Origin of the sequence: Pseudofrankia coriaricola, from assembly GCF_001854805.1 — a bacterium.
GTDB lineage: Bacteria > Actinomycetota > Actinomycetes > Frankiales > Frankiaceae > Pseudofrankia.
The window spans coordinates 21,533-38,202 of sequence record NZ_MBLO01000271.1; the positions used below are offsets into that span (position 1 = coordinate 21,533).

Below are 16,670 nucleotides of genomic sequence, written 5' to 3' on the forward strand. Positions count from 1 at the left end.
ATCCCATGGGCTCGGATGTCCAGCCACAGCTGGTGACGGCGCATAGGCGCAATACCTACCCAGCCACCTCGTCAGCCCGGTCCCAGCCACACCACCGCCATAAGCGGAACCGTGTCAGAGTGCGCTGGCCAGGCGGTCGGCGAGGAGGCGGGTGAAGCGAGCCGGGTCGCGAAGTTCTCCGCCCTCGGCGAGCAGCGCCAGACCGTACAGCAGGTCCGCCGTCTCGGCGAGAACGTCGGAGTCCGCGTCCTGTTCGTGTGCCTTGCGCAGCCCGACGACCAGCGGATGGGTGGGGTTGAGCTCCAGGATGCGCCGGGGGTGCGGCACGTTCTGCCCCATGGCGCGGTACATCTTCTCCAGGGCCGGGGTCATGTCGAACGTGTCGCCCACGAGGCAGGCCGGCGACGTGGTGAGGCGGGTGGACAGGCGGACCTCCTTCACGTCGTCCTGAAGCCTGCCCGCCAGCCAGGGCAGCAGGGCGGCGAACTCCTTGCGCCGCTGTTCCCGCTCAAGCTCGCCGCTCTTCTTCTCCTCGTCGGTGTCGAGGTCGACCTGGCCCTTGGCGATCGATTTCAGTGGCCTGCCGTCGAACTGCGCCACCCGCTCGACCCAGACCTCGTCGACCGGGTCGGTCAGGATCAGGACCTCGTAGCCCCTAGCCTGGAAGGCCTCCATGTGCGGCGAGTTCTCGACCATCGCCCGGGAGTCGCCGGTCAGGTAGTAGATCTCGTTCTGGCCGTCCTTCATCCGATCGACGTACTCGCGCAGGGTGGTCGCCTGCTCGGCGTCGCGCGTCGAGTCCACCGAGACGATGTCGAGGATCGCCTCCTGGTTGTCGACGTCGTCGACGAGACCCTCCTTGACGGCGGCGCCGAACTCCTTCCAGAAGGTGCGATACCGCTCGGTGTCGTTCTCCTGAAGGGCCCTGACCGAGGCCAGCGTCTTCTTGACCAGCCGGCGGCGCACCAGCTGGATCCGGCGGTCCCGCTGAAGGATCTCCCGGGAGATGTTGAGCGACAGGTCATGCGCGTCGACGACGCCCCTGACGAAGCGCAGGTAGTTCGGCAGCAGCTCCGCGCAGTCGTCCATGATGAACACGCGCTTCACATACAGCTGGACGCCCCGCCTGGCGTCCCGGGTGAACAGGTCGAACGGTGCGCGGGACGGGATGAACAACAGTGCCTCGTACTCGAAGGTCCCCTCGCCCTTCATGTGGATGACCTCGAGCGGGTCCGTCCAGTCGTGGCTGAGGTGACGGTAGAACTCGTCGTACTCGGCCTTGTCGACCTCGCTCTGTGACCGGGCCCACAGCGCCTTCATCGAGTTGAGCGGCTTGTCGTCGGCCTTCTCGCCGCTCTCGCCGGCCTCGGCCGTCTCGTCGCCTTCCGCGCTCCTGCCGTTCTCGCCGGGCTCCGAGACCAGCCGGATGGGCCACGCGATGAAGTCGGAGTACCGCTTGACGATCTCCCGGATCTTGCCCTCGTCCGTGTAGTCGAAGAGGTGGTCCTCGCTGTCCTCGGGCTTCAGGTGGACGGTGACCGCGGTGCCCCGGGGCGCGTCGTCCACCGCCTCTATGACGTAGGTGCCCTCGCCGTCGGACTCCCACCGGATGCCGCCGCTCTCGCCAGCCCGCCCGGTGAGCAGGGTGACCCTGTCGGCGACCATGAAGGTGGAGTAGAAGCCGACGCCGAACTGCCCGATGAGATCGGACGACGCCCGGGCGTCCTTGGACTCCCTCAGCTTGCGCAGCAGCTCGGCCGTCCCGGACTTGGCAATGGTGCCGATGAGCCCGATGACCTCGTCGCGAGACATCCCGATGCCGTTGTCGCGCACGGTCAGCGTGCGCTTCTCCCTGTCGGCCTCGATCTCGATGCGCAGATCGGCGGCGTCGACCCGCGGGCCGTCGTCGACCAACGACGCGATACGCAGCTTGTCCAGGGCGTCGGACGCGTTGGAGATCAGCTCCCGCAGGAAGATGTCCTTGTTCGAATAGATCGAATGGATCATCAGCTGCAGAAGCTGACGCGCCTCGGCCTGAAACTCCAGTGTCTCGACCCGGCTGCTCACGGGGGCTCCTCCATGCACACGAGCAGTCTGCACAACGGTTGTCGGACCGGTCCGGCGGGCGGCGGGCAGCGTCGCGACATCCGCACTCGCCGCCGTCACTGTCAGGCGACGGGACCGGCAGCCTAGATCATATCGCCGTCGCCATCCCCGCGGCATCGCCGTGCCGGCGACGGGTCCCGCCTGACCTGACGATCAGCGGTGGCGCCACCGCCGGGCTACCTCCGGGGTCAGAACGGCACAGGGCCGCCTTCGGCTCAGGCCGAAGGCGGCCCCGCGGGGGTCAGGCCCAGGTCAGCTCGAGAGCTGCCAGGGGCCGTTGGGATCGCCGGGCGCCTGGTTGCGGGTCCACCACTTGGCGATGTACTTCTTGCCCTGGTAGATGACGACGTCGCCGCTGGTGAAGATCCGCGACGGGGTCCACAACGCGGTGCCGTCGGGCGCGGTCGCGATCTGCTCCCACGGGCCGTACGGGTCTCCCGGCTTCTGGTTCTGCGTCCACCACAGCGCCCGCCAGGTCGACCCGTTGTAGGTCACCAGGTTGCCGGTGTTGTAGATCGTCGACGCGTTCCAGGTCGGCGCGGCCGGGGTCGCCGGGAGGTTCAGTCCGACGATCTCCGGGTTGTGGTCCGAGGCCGCGAACGGGTCAGTGCCGTTGAACAGCTGCGTGACGTTGTAGTTGTAGCGGCTGTAGTTGTAGGCGACGGCCTCCTGGGCGTTGATCTGCCACACGTCCGCCCCGGTCACCATCGCCTTCGCGGCCGTGTTGGCGAGCACGTGGTCGAGCGAGCCCTGCAGGCTGTTGAAGGAGTACGAGTGCTCCGTCGGGTCGAAGGTGCTGCCGAGGTCGGTGTAGCCGGCCGCGTACAGCGTCTCCATCGGGTCCTCGTGCGTGTAGGCGTTGAAGTCACCGGCCAGGAAGATCCGGTTGGTGCCGAGGCCCGCCGCCGTCTGGGACGCGAACGCGGTGAGGTCCTGCGCCTCGCGAACGCGGGTGGCGTTGAACGCGCCCTGGTCGACGGCCGGGGACGAGGTGTCCTCGGCGTCGCCGTCGTAGAGCGCGGGGCCGGCGCCCTTCGACTTGAAGTGGTTGACGACCACCAGGAAGGCGTCCGCGTCGGTGGCGCCGGCCTTCTTGAAGCCCTGCGCCAGCGGCTCACGGGCGATCGAGAAGGGCTGGCCCGGGCCGGAGTCGTTCGCGAGCACCTTCGACGTTCCGACCAGGCTCACGGCCGCCGGCTTGTAGATGAAGGCCGTGCGGATGACGTCCTGCTGGTCCAGCGGGGGCAGCTGGTCGGCGGCCGGCGACGGCACATAGGCCCACACGCTCGAGCCCGCCGCCGCGTTGAGCGCGGCGACCAGGCCTGACAGCGCGGTGTCCCGGGACTGGTTGAACCAGACCGAGTTCTCGACCTCCTCCAGGGTGACGATGCTCGCGCCGAGGCGGTTGATACCGGTCACGATCTTCGCCTGCTGGCGGGCGAAGCTGGCGTCATTGGCCGCGCCGCGCGGGCCGGGGGCGTTGTTCGGACCGGAGCAGGAGTTGTCCGCGATCCGGTTTCCCTGCCGGTCCGTGAAGTAGGTGCAGGTGCCGAGGCCCGCCGCGACGTACTTCTCGCCGGTCATCGGGAAGTAGTTCTCGACGTTGAACGTCGCCAGGCGGACGTCGCTGCCGGCGGCGGCCGGCTGCTGGTTCTCGGGCCGGGTGTCGCTGAAGGTCGCCACGGCGGCGCCGTCGTCGGTGACCTGCCGCGTCGGCTGGAGGTTCCAGAGCGAGAACCGGTAGTCGAGGATCACCGGCGCGTGGAAGGTGACCGCCGAGCCGACCCGCACCGAATGCGTCGGGGTGAGCCAGGGAAGCGGGTCACCGGTGTGCGTGCTGGTGGTGCTGAAGCTCCAGCTCGCCCCGTCGTCGAGGGTGACCATCCGCGCGGCATTGTCGGCGGCGACGGCCTGCGCCTCGGGGCTTCCGGCGCGCCCGGCGTCGGTCGGCTGGCGCAGCGGCGTGTCACCCGCGGCCAGCGTGAACGAGCCGAAGAAGTTCGTGTCGAAGTTGTCCGACACGGTGAAGTGGCCCTGCGGCGCCATCAGCTCGCCCTCGTGGGCCTCCTTCTGCGCGTCCGTCGCGAGGTCGGACCACGCGATCGCGTCCGGGACCACGGCCGGGAGCGCGGTGGTGAGCTTGGTGACCGTCGGGCCGTCGATCTCGGTCTGGCCCTGGAACTCCTCCACCGTGCCGCTGACCCGCAGGCTGTCGCCGACGGCGACCTGGCTGGCCGCCGCGGACCCGAACACGTACAGGGCGTCAGAGGCCCCCGGCGTCGCGTCGTTCGCGGGGGTGCCGCCGGCGCCGCCGGTCTCCAGGTAGAAACCGTTGAAGCCGCCGGTCGTGTAGACCGCCGTCACGACGCCTTCGGTCGTCACGGTCTGGTCGGCGTACGGCGAGGTGTCGGTGTTCGTGCCCTGGATCGCCGCGATCGGGACGACCGTCGCCTGCGCCGTCGTGACCTGGAAGGTGAAGGACGCCGAGCCGGCCGCGCTGGTCGAGTCGGTGGCCGTCACCGTCACCGATGAGGTGCCGGCCGCCGTCGGCGTACCGGAGACGACGCCGTCCGAGGAGATCGCGAGGCCCGCGGGCAGGCCGGTCGCCGTCCACGTGTACGGCGCGGTGCCGCCCGAGGCGGTCAGGGTGAGCGGGGTGATAGCGGTGTCGACGGTCGCGCTCTGGGTGCCGGGGCTCGCCACCGTGACGGCGGCCGTGCCGCCGTCGGACGCCGCGTTCTGCGGCGTCGGGGTGGCGACCTGGAAGTCGGCGGCGTTGTTGTCCGTGTCGGCGCCGGTCGTGTTCCGCTGGTAGCTCAGGATGACCGAGTTGCCGGTCGGGGCGGTGCCCTCGGGCGAGTTGCTGGTCCCCCAGCCGATCTTGTCGATGACGGAGCTGTCGGTGGGAAGCACGCCCGCCGCGCTGGCCGCGACGAAGAGCGTGCCGCCGCCGGCGCCCGGGTTGATGCTGCCCCCGGTGTTGAGGTCGGCCGTGGGCAGTGGGGCGCCGGGGCTGGTGCCCGCGTTGTTACTTGGCAGCTGGACGAGGAAGTGGCCGTGCGGGGCCACCGTCCCCGACAGCGCGAACACCTGCGAGCCGCTCGGGGTCACCGTGCTCGTGGGAGCGCGGTACTGCAGGGTGTCGCCGGTGAGGGCGACGGGGCTCGACGTCGGGTTGTAGAGCTCGACGAACTTGTTGAGGTAGCTGGCTCCCGACGAGCCGCCGTTGACATAGGCCTCACTGATGACCAGCACCGTCCCCGCCGGGTTCGCCAACGCGGGCGCGGCGAGCGACACGCTGGCTATACCTGCGGACAACATGGCGACTGCGACTCGCCTGATCGGCGCACGCGGCATTGACCCGGGCCTCCAACTGTAACGACTCGGCTCCGCCGTCCAGCGGGCCGATCTATGGACGCTAGGGCCGCGCCTTCGCCCTGCCGGGGACGGAGCCTGAACGCCAGGTGACAGGTCCAACTATGTTTTCGCACTTCTCTTGATCTTCGGTCAGACCGGGCACGGACGGTTCGGGCCGCCTTGCCTGGCGCTCTTCGGGGACACGCCTCCGGGTGCGGTGGCCAGGTCGGGCCCCTCGCGTCCAGTGACAAGTCCCCGACCGAGCCCGACCCGCCCGGCGACGGCCCGCGCCACGCCCGGACGCGCACGCACTCGGCCACACCCATCCCACCGGCACCAACAGAATCAGCGAGACCGCGACCACATTAGGCAACCCCGATAAATAAACTCAATGTTTACCGGGCGTTTGCCTGCACCCGTTTATCTTGACGGCGGCGTGGGTCGATAGCATTGCGCCCGATATCGATCCAAAGCGGCGGATCCAGAGCACGGCGGGCCGCGCAATGCCGGGCAGCTGTGACATGGACAACATTCGGCAGCGGGTCTTCCGAGGCGGCGGACACGAGATTCACGAAGCCGAACGGCCGCCGTTGTCGCTCAGAGGAGCCTGCCCGCGATGCCGCTACCACTTCGTCGGCGAACACTCAGGGCCATCGCGCTGGCGGCCAGCGCCGGCAGCCTGGCGGTCGGGCTGGTCGCCTGCGGTGCCGAGGGCGGTGGCGCGGCCGGTGGCGCGGTCTGCGACACCGCGCCGGGCGTCACGCCCACCGAGGTCAAGGCCGGCATGACCTGGAGTGACACCGGCCCATCGGCCAGCAGCACGCTTGCCTTCCGGGCCGGCGTGGACGCCCGGCTCGACGTCGCCAACGACGAGGAGGGCGGCGTCTTCGGCCGCAAGGTCACCTACGCCTGGCGGGACGACCAGGGGGACCCGAGGCTCAACGTGACCCTGGTCCAGGAGCTCCTCGACCAGGAGAACATCTTCGGATTCATCTACGGGTCCGGCGCCAGCGAGGATTCAGCCAACCTGTTGCAGGAGCGCAACGTCCCGGTGACGGGCCTGGCCAGCGACCCCGACTGGCAGGGCAAGAACAACATGTTCTCGTGGTTCTACATGGGAAATGGCTCCAGCACCGCCTGGGGCAAGTATGTCTACAGGCAGGGCGGAACACGCGCGGCCGTCTTCGCGATCGACGGGAGCGCCACCAGCGGAGACTTCACGCAGCAGTTCGTCGCGAGCCTGAAGGCCCGCGGCGTAAAAGTCGTCAAGACGTTTCAGACCACCAGCACCGTCATCGACTACCGGAGCGTCGCGCAGCAGATCAAGGCAGCCGGCGCCGACACCATCGGCGGCGTTCTGCCTCCGGACATGGCGGCCAACCTGCTGCCGGAGCTCCGCAAGGTCGGCCTGGCGCTGGGCGGCAAGCTCAAGGTCGTGCTGATGCCGACGGGCTACGACAGCAGCAACCTGGCGAAGTACGGCCAGTCGCTGGCCGGCGTGTCGATCTTCACCAACGTCAAGCCCTTCGAGATCAACACTCAAGGGCAGCAGAAGTTCAGGCAGGCGATGGCCACCTACTCCCCGGAGGTCCAGCCACCGACGCAGGACAGCGCGGTCCAGGGCTGGCTGTCGGCGGACCTGTTCGTCCGCGGCCTCAAGGAGGCCGGTCCGTGCCCGACCAGGGAGTCGTTCATCTCCGGCCTGCGCGGCGTCAAGGACTACGACAGCGCGGGAATGACCCCCGAGGACACCATCAGCCTGTCGACGAACTACCAGAACGTCTCGGTCTGCTACGACGTCATCCGGATCAGCCAGGCCGGCGACCGGTTCGAGCCGGACACCCAGCCCGAATGCGGCGTCAAGATCACCCCGGAACGGATGAGCACCCTGCTCCAGCAGCCCTGACGGTTCAGGCACAAGCCCGCCTGACATCCGGAGGCATCGTGGGCCGAGCCGGATGCGCGTGGGAAGGGGCAACATTGGGCCTTCCCAGGGAGACGAGGCGTGCCGGCTGGCAGGTGAGCCGCGACACCTACTGCAGGGTCCTCAACGACCTGGGACTCCCCTACGACCTGCGTCTCCCCTGCTACTGACCGGCCTCGGCCCGGGCCTGGGCCACGGTCCCACCAGTGGCCCAGGCCGGGGTCGCACCGCCTTCGGCGATACCCGCGCGGCGGCAACCGAGCCGTCGTCAGCCGAGCCGTCGTCAGCCGAGCCTGGTGCCGTACACGTGGTCAACCGTCATCGTCATGAGCACCCTGCGGTCGGACACCATCGCCGAGCGGTACTCGTCCCAGTCTGGATGCTCGCCGGCGGCGAGACGGTAGTAGTCCACCAGGGCATCGACCTCCGGGCCGAGGGGGTCGCTCCCCGGCCCGATGAGCGTCGCGCCGCCTTCGGCGGTGGCCCACGCCCTGCCGTCGGGACTGGTCACCTCCAGCGCCGCCCGTGGATCCCGGCGCAGGTTCGCCGTCTTGGCGCGCCCCTCGGTCATCGACACGTAGAGGACGCCGGCCCCATGGTCGTAGTAAGGCAGGACGGGTGAAAGCTGCGGGCGGCCATCCGACTTGATCGTCGCGAGGACGCCGAGCCGGCTTTCCGCGAGCAGCGCGTGCGGGTCGAACGACGTGGTGGTCATGCCCGGTAGAAGGAGCTCCACCGTGCGACGCATTCCGCCTGCCGGAGCCCCGGCTCCCCTACGCCGAGTTCCGGGCCATCGCCCCGGCCGTCACCGACAGCGTCTCGCCGGTGACGTAGCGGGCGTCGTCCGAGCAGAGATAGGCCATGGCGCCCGAGATGTCGGCGGCCTCGACCCACGGGACCGGGATGGCGTGGCTCGAGCCGTACGCGGCCGCGGCGTCGGCCACCGTCGGGTTCTCGCCCGGCACCATCTCGCGCAGCATCTCCCGGCTCAGGATCATCGGCGTGTCGACCGAGGTCGGCAGGACCGCGTTGACGGTGATGCCCTGCGCGGCGACCTCCAGGGCGAGCGTCTTGACCAGGCCGATGACGCCCCACTTGGCGGCGGCATAGTGCCCCAGGTACGGCTGGCCGGTGCGCCCGGCGAGCGACGAGGTCGCCACGATCCGGCCGAACCGCTGCTCGACCATCGTCGGCAGCACCGCCCGCAGGGTGTGGAAGACACCGGTGAGGTTGATGTCGATGACGTCGCGCCATGTGTCGTCGGTCATCTTGGCGATCGAGCTCTTGCTGAGAACGGCCGCGTTGGCCAGGCAGAAGTCGAGGCGGCCGAGTTCCCCGACCGTCTCGGTGACCGCCTGGGCGACCTGAGCCGGATCACGGACGTCGGCGACGATCGTCACGCACCGGCGGCCGAGGTCCTCGACCAGCTTGGCGGTCTCGGCCAGCTCCTCGCGCGTTCCGAGCGGGTAGACGATGGACCCGGGCTGCCCAGGCGCGTCGAAGATCGCCACGTCGGCGCCCTCCGAGGCGAACCGCAGTGCGTGCGAGCGGCCCTGGCCGCGGGCTCCCCCGGAGATGAAGACGACGCGTCCGTCGAACCGCCCCATGAGTGAACTCCCGTCTCGTGGATCAAAGCTCGCTGATCAGGTTCGTGGGTCCGGCCAGACTGGTCAGGCTGGTTTCGTGACCGGTGTCGCGGCCGCGGAGCCGCGCGGGGCGCCCGCCAGGGCGAATCCCGGGTAGCCGGCGGCGGCGCAGTCGTCGCACGCCTTGCGATAGGCGACCATGCCGCCGATGTAGGGCATGAACTGCCGGGGCTTGCCGTCGATGTTCGCGCCCAGATACCAGGACTTCGCGTGGAGGTAGAGGGTGTAGGTCGCGACCTCGTGCACGTGGGCGGCCCAGGCGTCCTGGGCCTGGGCGTCGGCCTCGATCCGGGTGAGGCCCCGCTCGCGCAGGTAGGTGAGGCAGGCGACGACCCAGTCGACGTGCTGCTCGTTCGCCCGGATCACGTTGGCCAGCACCGAGGGGCTGCCCGGCCCGGTCAGGGTGAACAGGTTCGGGAAGCCGGCGACGGCGATGCCGAGCAGGCTGCGCGGCCCGCCGGACCACCGCTGCGCGAGCGAGTCGCCGTCCGCGCCGCGCAGGTCGATCCGGGTCAGCGGGCCGGTCATGGCGTCGTACCCGGTCGCGAAGACCAGCACGTCCAGGTCGTAGGACGCCGCGTCGGTGTCGATCCCGGTCTCGGTGATCGTCACGATCGGCTCGCGCCGCAGGTCGACCAGCGTGACGTTGTCGCGGTTGTAGGTCGCGAAGTAGCCGCTGTCGAGGCAGATCCGCTTCGAGCCGATCGGATGGTCCGTCGGGACGAGCGACGCCGCGGTGGCCGGGTCGGCGACGATCTCGCGGATCTTGCCCCGGACGAACTCGGCCAGTGTCTCGTTGGCCTCCACGTCGCGCCCGGTGTCGCCATAGGTACGCATGAGATCGGTACCGCCGACGGCCCAGCGGTGTTCGTACTCCTCGGCGCGTCGCTCGGGCGGGTCGGCCAGGGCGGGACGGCCGGTCCCGACGTTGTACACGCCCGCGTTGGTGGCGTTGCCGGACGCGAGAAGTCCCTCGTAGTCGCGCTGGGCGACCCAGATCTCCCGGCTGGACATCGGCCGGTTGCGCGCCGGCAGGCTGTAGTTCGGCGTGCGCTGGAAGACCGTGAGGTGGGCGGCCTCGGCGGCGATCTCAGGGATGGCCTGGATGCCCGAGGAGCCGGTGCCGATCACTCCGACCCGCTTGCCCGCGAGGTTCACGCCCTCGTGCGGCCACCGGCCGGTGTGGTGGGTGGGGCCGGTGAAGCGGTCATGGCCGGGGATCTCCGGCACCTGCGTCGCCGAGAGCGCACCGACCGCCGCCACGAGGAACCGGCAGCGTAATCGCCGGCCCTGGTCGGTCTCGACGGTCCAGGTATGGTCGCCGTCGTCGTAGCGCGCGGAGGTGATCCGCGTGTCGAAGGTGATCATCGGCAGCAGGTCGAAACGCTCGGCGACGTGCTCCGCGTACCGCAGGATCTCGGGCTGGCCGGCGAACCGCTCCGACCAGGCCCATTCCGCGTTCAGCTCGCGAGAGAACGAATAGCAGTAGTCGACGCTCTCGACGTCGCAGCGGGCCCCCGGGTAACGGTTCCAGTACCAGGTGCCGCCGACGCCGCCGCCCGACTCGAACGCGTGGGCCGAGAAGCCGGCTTCGCGAAGCTCGTGGAGGGCATACAGGCCGCCGAACCCGGCCCCGATGACGACGACCTCGTGGTCGAGCGTGGGTTCGAGCGCCGCCGCGGGGCTCACGTCGGCCGGGAGGTTCAGGTCGGCCGGGAGGTTCAGGTCGGCCGGGAGGTTCAGGTCGGCGGTCATCCGGTCACGCCGCCATGGTCGCTCGGCGCGGTGCCAGTCGCTGTCGTCACGCCGTCCCGCCCCCTCTCCTGTTCTCGCCGGTTCGGACGATCCCGAGCCCGGCGGAGAGCAGCGCGAGCAGGCCACCTGACCCAAGCGGTGACGCCAGACCCACCGGCGTCGGCTGCCCCGCTCGGCCGGGCCTCGCCGAGACTCAATTGGATAACGTATACCATTCTGACCGCAGAATCCCTGCCACGAGCCCGGCGGTGACCTGGCGGCCAGCAGACCACCACTGGTGGCCCGGTGCGCGAGATCCACGATCAGGTGTCGAGCGGCGAACGTCCGGAAAACGATCGGCGGCCGAGGCGACAATGGGCCCGGCCGATCCGTTGACCCGATGTCGGCACCGGCGGGTCGGCGCCGCGGAAGCGAACCCGACGTGGCGAGGGCGTATTGCGAGGGCATCTGTGATCTTCCCGGTTCCCGATGGGATCAGCACGCCCGCACTCGTGGTGGATCTTGATGTCGTCGACGACAACATCGGCCGGTTGGCTTCCGCCGCCGCGGACGGCGGGTTCGCGGTACGGCCTCATGCCAAGACGCACAAGACTCCGCGGCTCGCTGACCTGCAGCGCAGAGCGGGAGCCGTCGGCCTGACCGTGGCGACCATCGGTGAGGCCGAGGCGTTCGCGGCGGCCGGGTTCGATGACCTGTTCATCGCCTATCCGGTGTGGGCTGATTCGGCCAAGGCCGAACGGCTGCGGCGCCTGGCCGACCGCGCGCGGGTCGCGGTCGGCGTCGACTCCATCCCGGCCGCGCGTCGCCTCGGCGCGGCGAACGCGCCCGTCGAGGTGATGATCGAGGTGGACAGCGGTCATCACCGCAGCGGAGTCGCGCCCGACGCCGCAGCCGAGGTCGCCCTCGCGGCCGCGGGCGCCGGTCTGCGGGTTCGCGGCGTGTTCACCTTCCCCGGACACGCCTACCACCCCGATGCACGGTCCCAGGCGGCGCGCGACGAGGAGACCGCGCTCGCCATCGCCGCGCGGACCATCGGCGCCGCGGGTCTGACCATCACGGTGCTCAGCGGCGGGTCGACGCCCAGCCTGGCGTACTCCCGTCCTGGGACGGCCACCGAACTCCGCCCCGGGGTATACGTCTTCAACGACGCGCAGCAGCTCGCGCTCGGTTCGTGCACCGCCGATCAGATAGCGCTGGCCGCCGCGACGACGGTGGTGAGCGCACCGGCTCCCGACCGGTTCGTGCTCGACGCCGGCAGCAAGATCCTCGGGGCCGACCGTCCTGGCTGGACACCCGGATTCGGCTATCTCCCGGAGTTTCCGGATGCCACCGTGACGTCCTTGTCCGAACACCATGCCGTGGTCACCGTCGCGCCAGGCGGCCCCGTTCCTTCGATCGGGAGCACCACTCTCATCGTGCCCAACCACGTCTGCGCCGCCGTGAACCTGGTCGATCACCTCGTGGTCACCCGTGGCGGCGTCGTGGCCGGCCACTGGCCGGTCACCGCCCGCGGTGCCAACCTCTGACCCGAAACCTGACGCGCCAAGCCCCCGCGCGGCGCCGACGCACCCGTCGTGGGCGTTCCGCGGATCGTCTGCGCGCGTCGAACTCGGCACGCCCGGCGCCACTCCGGCGATGCACCAGCGCGGTCGTGGCCGGCACCTCGCGGCAACGGCCGGCCAGGGTCAGGCGTCGGGCACGAGAAGCTGGTTTGTGGCGAGCTCCCGATATACGGGGTCGAGGTCAAGCAGGTCGGCGTGGGTGCCGACGGCACGCACCTGTCCCGCTTCCAGGACGACGATCTGACGGGCGTTGACCACGGTGGACAGCCGGTGGGCGACGACCATCACCGTGGTCGTCTCTGCCGCGGTCGCGAGCGCGTCGCGCAGCGCCGCCTCGTTGACCGCGTCCAGTGCCGAGGTCGCCTCGTCGAGCAGCAGCAGGCGCGGCTGGCGCAGCAGGGCCCGGCCGATCGCGATCCGCTGCCGCTGACCACCGGACAGGGTGCCGCCGCGATGTCCGATCCAGCCGTCGAGGCCGCCGGGGAGAATCTGGATGACGTCGTCGAGCCGAGCCAGCCGGACCACCTCCCACAGGTGTTCCTCCTCGATGTCGGAGAGCCCGAGCGTGAGGTTCGCCCGCAGGGTGCCGGCGAGGACCGGGGCCTCCTGCTCGACGTAGCCGATCGAGCGGCGCAGGTCGGTCAGCCGCCAGTCGCGGACGTCCCGGCCGTCGACGAGAACCCGGCCGGCCGTCACGTCGTAGAACCGCTCGAGCAGGGCGAACAGGCTGGACTTGCCAGCCCCGGACGGTCCGACGACGGCGGTCATGCCGCCGGCGGGGACGGTGAACGTCACGCCCTGGTGGACGAACGGCAGGCCTGGCCGGTAGCTGAACACGACCTGTTGGAACGCGACGGTGGCGCAGGCGTCCGCCACGCCGTGGCCGGCCTCCCCCGTGCTGGGACGGGCGAGATCAGGCCGGCCGTAGAACGGGAAACCGCCCGGCGGGCCGCTCGCGCCCGGCTGGTCGCTCCCGCCGGCCCTCGTCCTCGCACCGGCGGCCGCCAGTGCGACGGCGGGAACGGGAGCAGGCGCGGCGGCGTCGGTGTCTGGGCTGCCGGCGCCGGGCCGTCGTGCGCGGGCATGGCGCGCGCCGGCAGGCCGGCTGCCGGAACGGCTCCAGGGAGGCCGAGGCTCGGCGGGCACGGGCACGGCGACGGGTTCGACGGCGAGCCGGAGCACGGCCTCGATGCGCTCGGCGGCGGCCCCGCCGACCCTGAGCTGGCCCCAGGCGCTGACCAGGGTCGTCACGGGCTGCGTCAGGAAGAACATGTAGAGCAGGTAGGCGATCAGGTCGGCGAGCGGCAGCCGCCCAGACGCCACGCGGGCGCCACCGACGCCGAGCACGGCGAGGAACGACGCCTGCATCAGCAGGCCCGCGGACGCTCCGCTGGCCGCCTGCCAGCCCGCGACCCGCAGGCCACGGCGCCAGGCGGCGTCCGCCGCGTCGGTCAGCAGGCCGACCTCGTGGGCCTCGGCGCCGGCCGCCTTCACAGTCCGGAAGGCCCCCAGGTCGCGGTCGAGCAGCATCGCCAGGTAGGCGACGGACTCCTGCGTCCTGCCGGTGGCTCGCCCGATCCGGGCCGCGGACCAGCGCACCGAGACGCTCATCGTCACGACCGCGGTGAGCGTGACCGCCAGCAGCACATAGTCGATCAGGCCCATGAGGACGAGGGATCCCAGCAGGGCGAGCACGGCCGTGACGGAGGCGACCATCGACTGGGTCGTCACCTGGCGCAGCAGCGTGGTGTCGGCGACCAGCCGGGACATCAGGTCCGCGGGGCCGACCTCGTCGGTCGCGGCTGGCCGCAGCCGCAGGATGCGAGCCACCAGCAGTCGCCGCACGGTCCGGACGACGGACTCGCCGACGGTCTCGACGAGGAAGTAGCCCACGGCCCCGACGGCCGTTCCGAGAACGACGGCGCCGGCCAGAATCAGCAGCAGACCGGTGACCGGCTGGTGGCGGGCGAGCCGGTCCAGGACGCGCTGCGCGATGAGTGGCTGCGCCAGTGACAGCGCTGTGCCCGACAGCGTCAGCACGCCGCCGAGGACGAGGCGGGCCCGGAAGCCGGCGGTGTACCGGAGGACAAGGTCGAAGGGGCCGCGCGGCTGGTGCTGTGGGGCCGGGGCACCGAGCTCGCCCGCACCCATCCCACCCATCTCGCCCGTCGCGCTCATCCCGCCCGTCTCGCTCATGCCACCCATCTCGCCGTTCCCGCCCAGCTGGCCGTTCCGGCCCAGCTCGCCGTTCCCGCTCATCCGCGCCGGCCGCGGCTGGCGGCGAGCCGCACCAGGTGGTCGGCCGCCGCGACGGCTCCGCCGGCGGCCCGGAACGAGGTGCCGACCTGCCGGGCGGCCCGGCGGTACCGGGGGTCGTCCAGGACATCGCTGACCGCGGCCGCGATGAGGTCGGCCGTGGCGTGGCCGAAGTGCAGCCGGATGCCCGCGCCGGCGTCGGCCACCTGCTGCGCGACGGCCGGCTGGTCGTCGCGGATCGGCGCGACGACCAGCGGCAGGTCGTGCGCGAGCGCCTCGCACACCGTGTTGTGACCGCCGTGGCAGACGACGGCGGCCGCGCGGGGCAGCAGCTCCTGGATCGGCAGGTACGGCCGGGCGAGGACGTTGTCGGGTGCCCCCGCGATGGCGCCCGCCGGGTCGGCTATCACGGCCTGCACCCCGCCGCCGAGCTGGCGCAGCGCGTCCGCGCAGGCCAGCAGGAAGCGGCCGCCGACCGGACCGTTGACGGTGCCCAGACTGATGACGACCAGCGAGCTCGCCGGGTCGAGCCAGGACCGCGGGAACGGCTCGTCGAACGCCGGGGCGGCGCCCGCTGGCGACACCGTGGCGACAGCGTCCGGCGGCGCCGCGGCGGTCGGGCGGCGCAGCGCCGGGCCGACCCAGGCGATCGGTGGTTCCGCCGGGCCGGCCGGGTCGGCCGGGCCCGCGAGCGCCTCGGTGGTGAAGGCGAGCACGAGCAGCGGGGAGCGTTCGAGCGTCGCGGGCGTCAGCGGCACGGTCGCGCCCGGGCACAGCCGCACGATCAGGTCCGCGAACAGGCCGTCGAGCCACTGCCGGACCTTCGGCGTGGCGCCGAAGGGGTCCCGCAAGGACGTGGAGGTCGTGGCGGAGGTGGCCCACGGGATCCCGAGCCGGGCCGCGGCGAGCGGGCCGGCCAGGGCCTGCATGTCGGCGACGACGAGGTCGGCGCCGGACCGCCTGGCCGCGTCGGCGACCGCCTCGTGGGCGGATTCGGCGAGCGGGATGAGGAACTCCTCCCAGAGGAACCTGACGGCCGCATAACCGCGCAGGCCGAGACCGCGCTCGGGGTCGGCCGGGCCGCCGAGGGCGGGGTGCACCACCGCGTCCGGGCTGGCGAGCCGCCTGATCAGCGACGGCTCGCCGCACCAGTCGACGCGGTGGCCGAGGGCGCCCAGCCGCTCGGCCACCGCGACCAGCGGGGTGATGTGGCCCGCGAGCGGCGGGACGACGAGCAGGAAGGTGCTCACGCCTGCGCTCCCGGCGCCGCCGCGACGGGATGGTGCGAGAAGACCCAGTCGAGCAGCAGGTCGCGCACCTGCCGGTGGGCCTCGACGAGGACGGAATGGTCCTGGTCCTGGATGACCACGGTCTGGCAGTCGGGCAGCACGCCTTCGAGCAGGTACGGATCGTCGGACTGGAACCCGTCGCTGCCGACGATGTTCAGGACGGGGACGGTGATCCGGCTCAGGTCCGTGAGGTCCAGCATCGGCCCGCTCGGGATCTCCTCGACCATCGAGGTCTCCGCCAGGCGCCGGTAGGCCTGCCGCGACAGCCGGGCGTGATGGTCGCCGAACTGCAACGAGATCAACTGGTAGGTCTCTGCGCGCGACAGCTCGTGCTTGGAGTTCTCCAGCACTTCGCCCACCCGCAGCGCCCACTGCTCGGTCGGCGGCTCCGACTCGATCGAGACCAGGCTGGCGACCTTGTCCGGGTGGGCCGCCGCGAACCCGAACGCGACGGTGCCGCCGAAGCTGTTGCCGATCAGGTGCACCGGCGGCCGCACGTCGAGCTCGCTGAGCAGCCCTTCGAGGTCCGCCACGAAGTCGCCCACCTGGTAGCCACTGGATGGCCGTCCGCTGTTGCCATGGCCGCGCAGGTCGTAGAACAGCATGTCGACGCCGGCGGCGGCCAGCGGCGCGGCCAGCGTCAGGTAGAAGCTGGCGAGGCTGTCGGTGCCGAGGCCGTGGATGCAGACGAGGGTCGGCGCCGGGTTCTCCGACGGCCTGCCCGGCGTGTGCAGGTAGTGGATGTCGGTGTCGTGGACGCGGATGGTCGGCATGC

Annotated in this window: 10 protein-coding genes; 2 read left to right on the forward strand and 8 right to left on the reverse strand. The window is 71.1% G+C overall.

Annotated elements, in window-relative coordinates:
• Nucleotides 1-114: 114 nt before the first annotated feature.
• Together htpG and BCD48_RS42610 are read right to left on the reverse strand one after the other, a co-directional pair.
• Nucleotides 115-2,067, reverse strand: coding sequence for a molecular chaperone HtpG (htpG, locus tag BCD48_RS42605; protein ID WP_071054162.1), 1,953 nt, complete (start codon nt 2,065-2,067; stop codon nt 115-117).
• 291 nt (nt 2,068-2,358) lie between these two features.
• Nucleotides 2,359-5,427: an ExeM/NucH family extracellular endonuclease gene (locus tag BCD48_RS42610; RefSeq protein ID WP_241842416.1), complete on the reverse strand. Its 3,069-nt coding sequence runs from the start codon at nt 5,425-5,427 to the stop codon at nt 2,359-2,361.
• Nucleotides 5,428-6,079: 652 nt separating this feature from the next.
• On the opposite strand from BCD48_RS42610, the gene BCD48_RS42615 reads away from it, so the two are divergent.
• Nucleotides 6,080-7,369, forward strand: a complete 1,290-nt coding sequence (locus BCD48_RS42615; RefSeq protein WP_071054166.1) for an ABC transporter substrate-binding protein — start codon at nt 6,080-6,082, stop codon at nt 7,367-7,369.
• 301 nt (nt 7,370-7,670) lie between these two features.
• Here BCD48_RS42615 and BCD48_RS42620 read toward each other — a convergent pair whose 3' ends face one another.
• From BCD48_RS42620 to BCD48_RS42630, 3 genes are all read right to left on the reverse strand, one after another.
• Entirely contained in the window at nt 7,671-8,102 is a 432-nt protein-coding gene (locus tag BCD48_RS42620; RefSeq protein ID WP_071054168.1) for a PPOX class F420-dependent oxidoreductase, read from the reverse strand.
• A gap of 58 nt (nt 8,103-8,160) precedes the next feature.
• A complete protein-coding gene (locus tag BCD48_RS42625; protein WP_071054170.1) occupies nt 8,161-8,994 on the reverse strand; it encodes a mycofactocin-coupled SDR family oxidoreductase in 834 nt (277 codons plus the stop codon).
• 63 nt (nt 8,995-9,057) lie between these two features.
• Nucleotides 9,058-10,788, reverse strand: a complete 1,731-nt coding sequence (locus tag BCD48_RS42630; RefSeq protein WP_083420066.1) for a flavin-containing monooxygenase — start codon at nt 10,786-10,788, stop codon at nt 9,058-9,060.
• Between the two features lie 449 nt (nt 10,789-11,237).
• On the opposite strand from BCD48_RS42630, the gene BCD48_RS42635 reads away from it, so the two are divergent.
• Nucleotides 11,238-12,314: an alanine racemase gene (locus BCD48_RS42635; protein ID WP_198543629.1), complete on the forward strand. Its 1,077-nt coding sequence runs from the start codon at nt 11,238-11,240 to the stop codon at nt 12,312-12,314.
• Nucleotides 12,315-12,473: 159 nt separating this feature from the next.
• Here the strand turns inward: BCD48_RS42635 and BCD48_RS42640 are convergent, their stop codons facing one another.
• The 3 genes from BCD48_RS42640 to BCD48_RS42650 are packed head-to-tail and all read right to left on the reverse strand — an operon-like array spanning nt 12,474 to nt 16,668.
• Complete coding sequence (locus BCD48_RS42640; protein ID WP_241842417.1) at nt 12,474-14,546, reverse strand: ABC transporter ATP-binding protein; 2,073 nt, start codon at nt 14,544-14,546, stop codon at nt 12,474-12,476.
• Nucleotides 14,547-14,605: 59 nt separating this feature from the next.
• Nucleotides 14,606-15,856: a glycosyltransferase gene (locus tag BCD48_RS42645; protein WP_071054172.1), complete on the reverse strand. Its 1,251-nt coding sequence runs from the start codon at nt 15,854-15,856 to the stop codon at nt 14,606-14,608.
• Nucleotides 15,853-16,668, reverse strand: a complete 816-nt coding sequence (locus tag BCD48_RS42650) for an alpha/beta fold hydrolase (RefSeq protein WP_071054174.1) — start codon at nt 16,666-16,668, stop codon at nt 15,853-15,855. The genes BCD48_RS42645 and BCD48_RS42650 overlap by 4 nt, the downstream gene beginning before the upstream one ends.
• Nucleotides 16,669-16,670 lie beyond the last annotated feature (2 nt).

Excerpts from the sequence above, each read along its gene's own strand:
- BCD48_RS42620 (WP_071054168.1), bottom strand. The coding sequence starts at position 8,102 with ATGACCACCACGTCGTTCGACCCGCACGCGCTGCTCGCGGAAAGCCGG.
- BCD48_RS42610 (WP_241842416.1), bottom strand. The coding sequence starts at position 5,427 with ATGTTGTCCGCAGGTATAGCCAGCGTGTCGCTCGCCGCGCCCGCGTTG.
- BCD48_RS42625 (WP_071054170.1), bottom strand. The coding sequence starts at position 8,994 with ATGGGGCGGTTCGACGGACGCGTCGTCTTCATCTCCGGGGGAGCCCGC.
- BCD48_RS42630 (WP_083420066.1), bottom strand. The coding sequence starts at position 10,788 with ATGACCGCCGACCTGAACCTCCCGGCCGACCTGAACCTCCCGGCCGAC.
- BCD48_RS42615 (WP_071054166.1), top strand. The coding sequence starts at position 6,080 with ATGCCGCTACCACTTCGTCGGCGAACACTCAGGGCCATCGCGCTGGCG.
- BCD48_RS42650 (WP_071054174.1), bottom strand. The coding sequence starts at position 16,668 with ATGCCGACCATCCGCGTCCACGACACCGACATCCACTACCTGCACACG.
- BCD48_RS42640 (WP_241842417.1), bottom strand. The coding sequence starts at position 14,546 with ATGAGCGAGACGGGCGGGATGAGCGCGACGGGCGAGATGGGTGGGATG.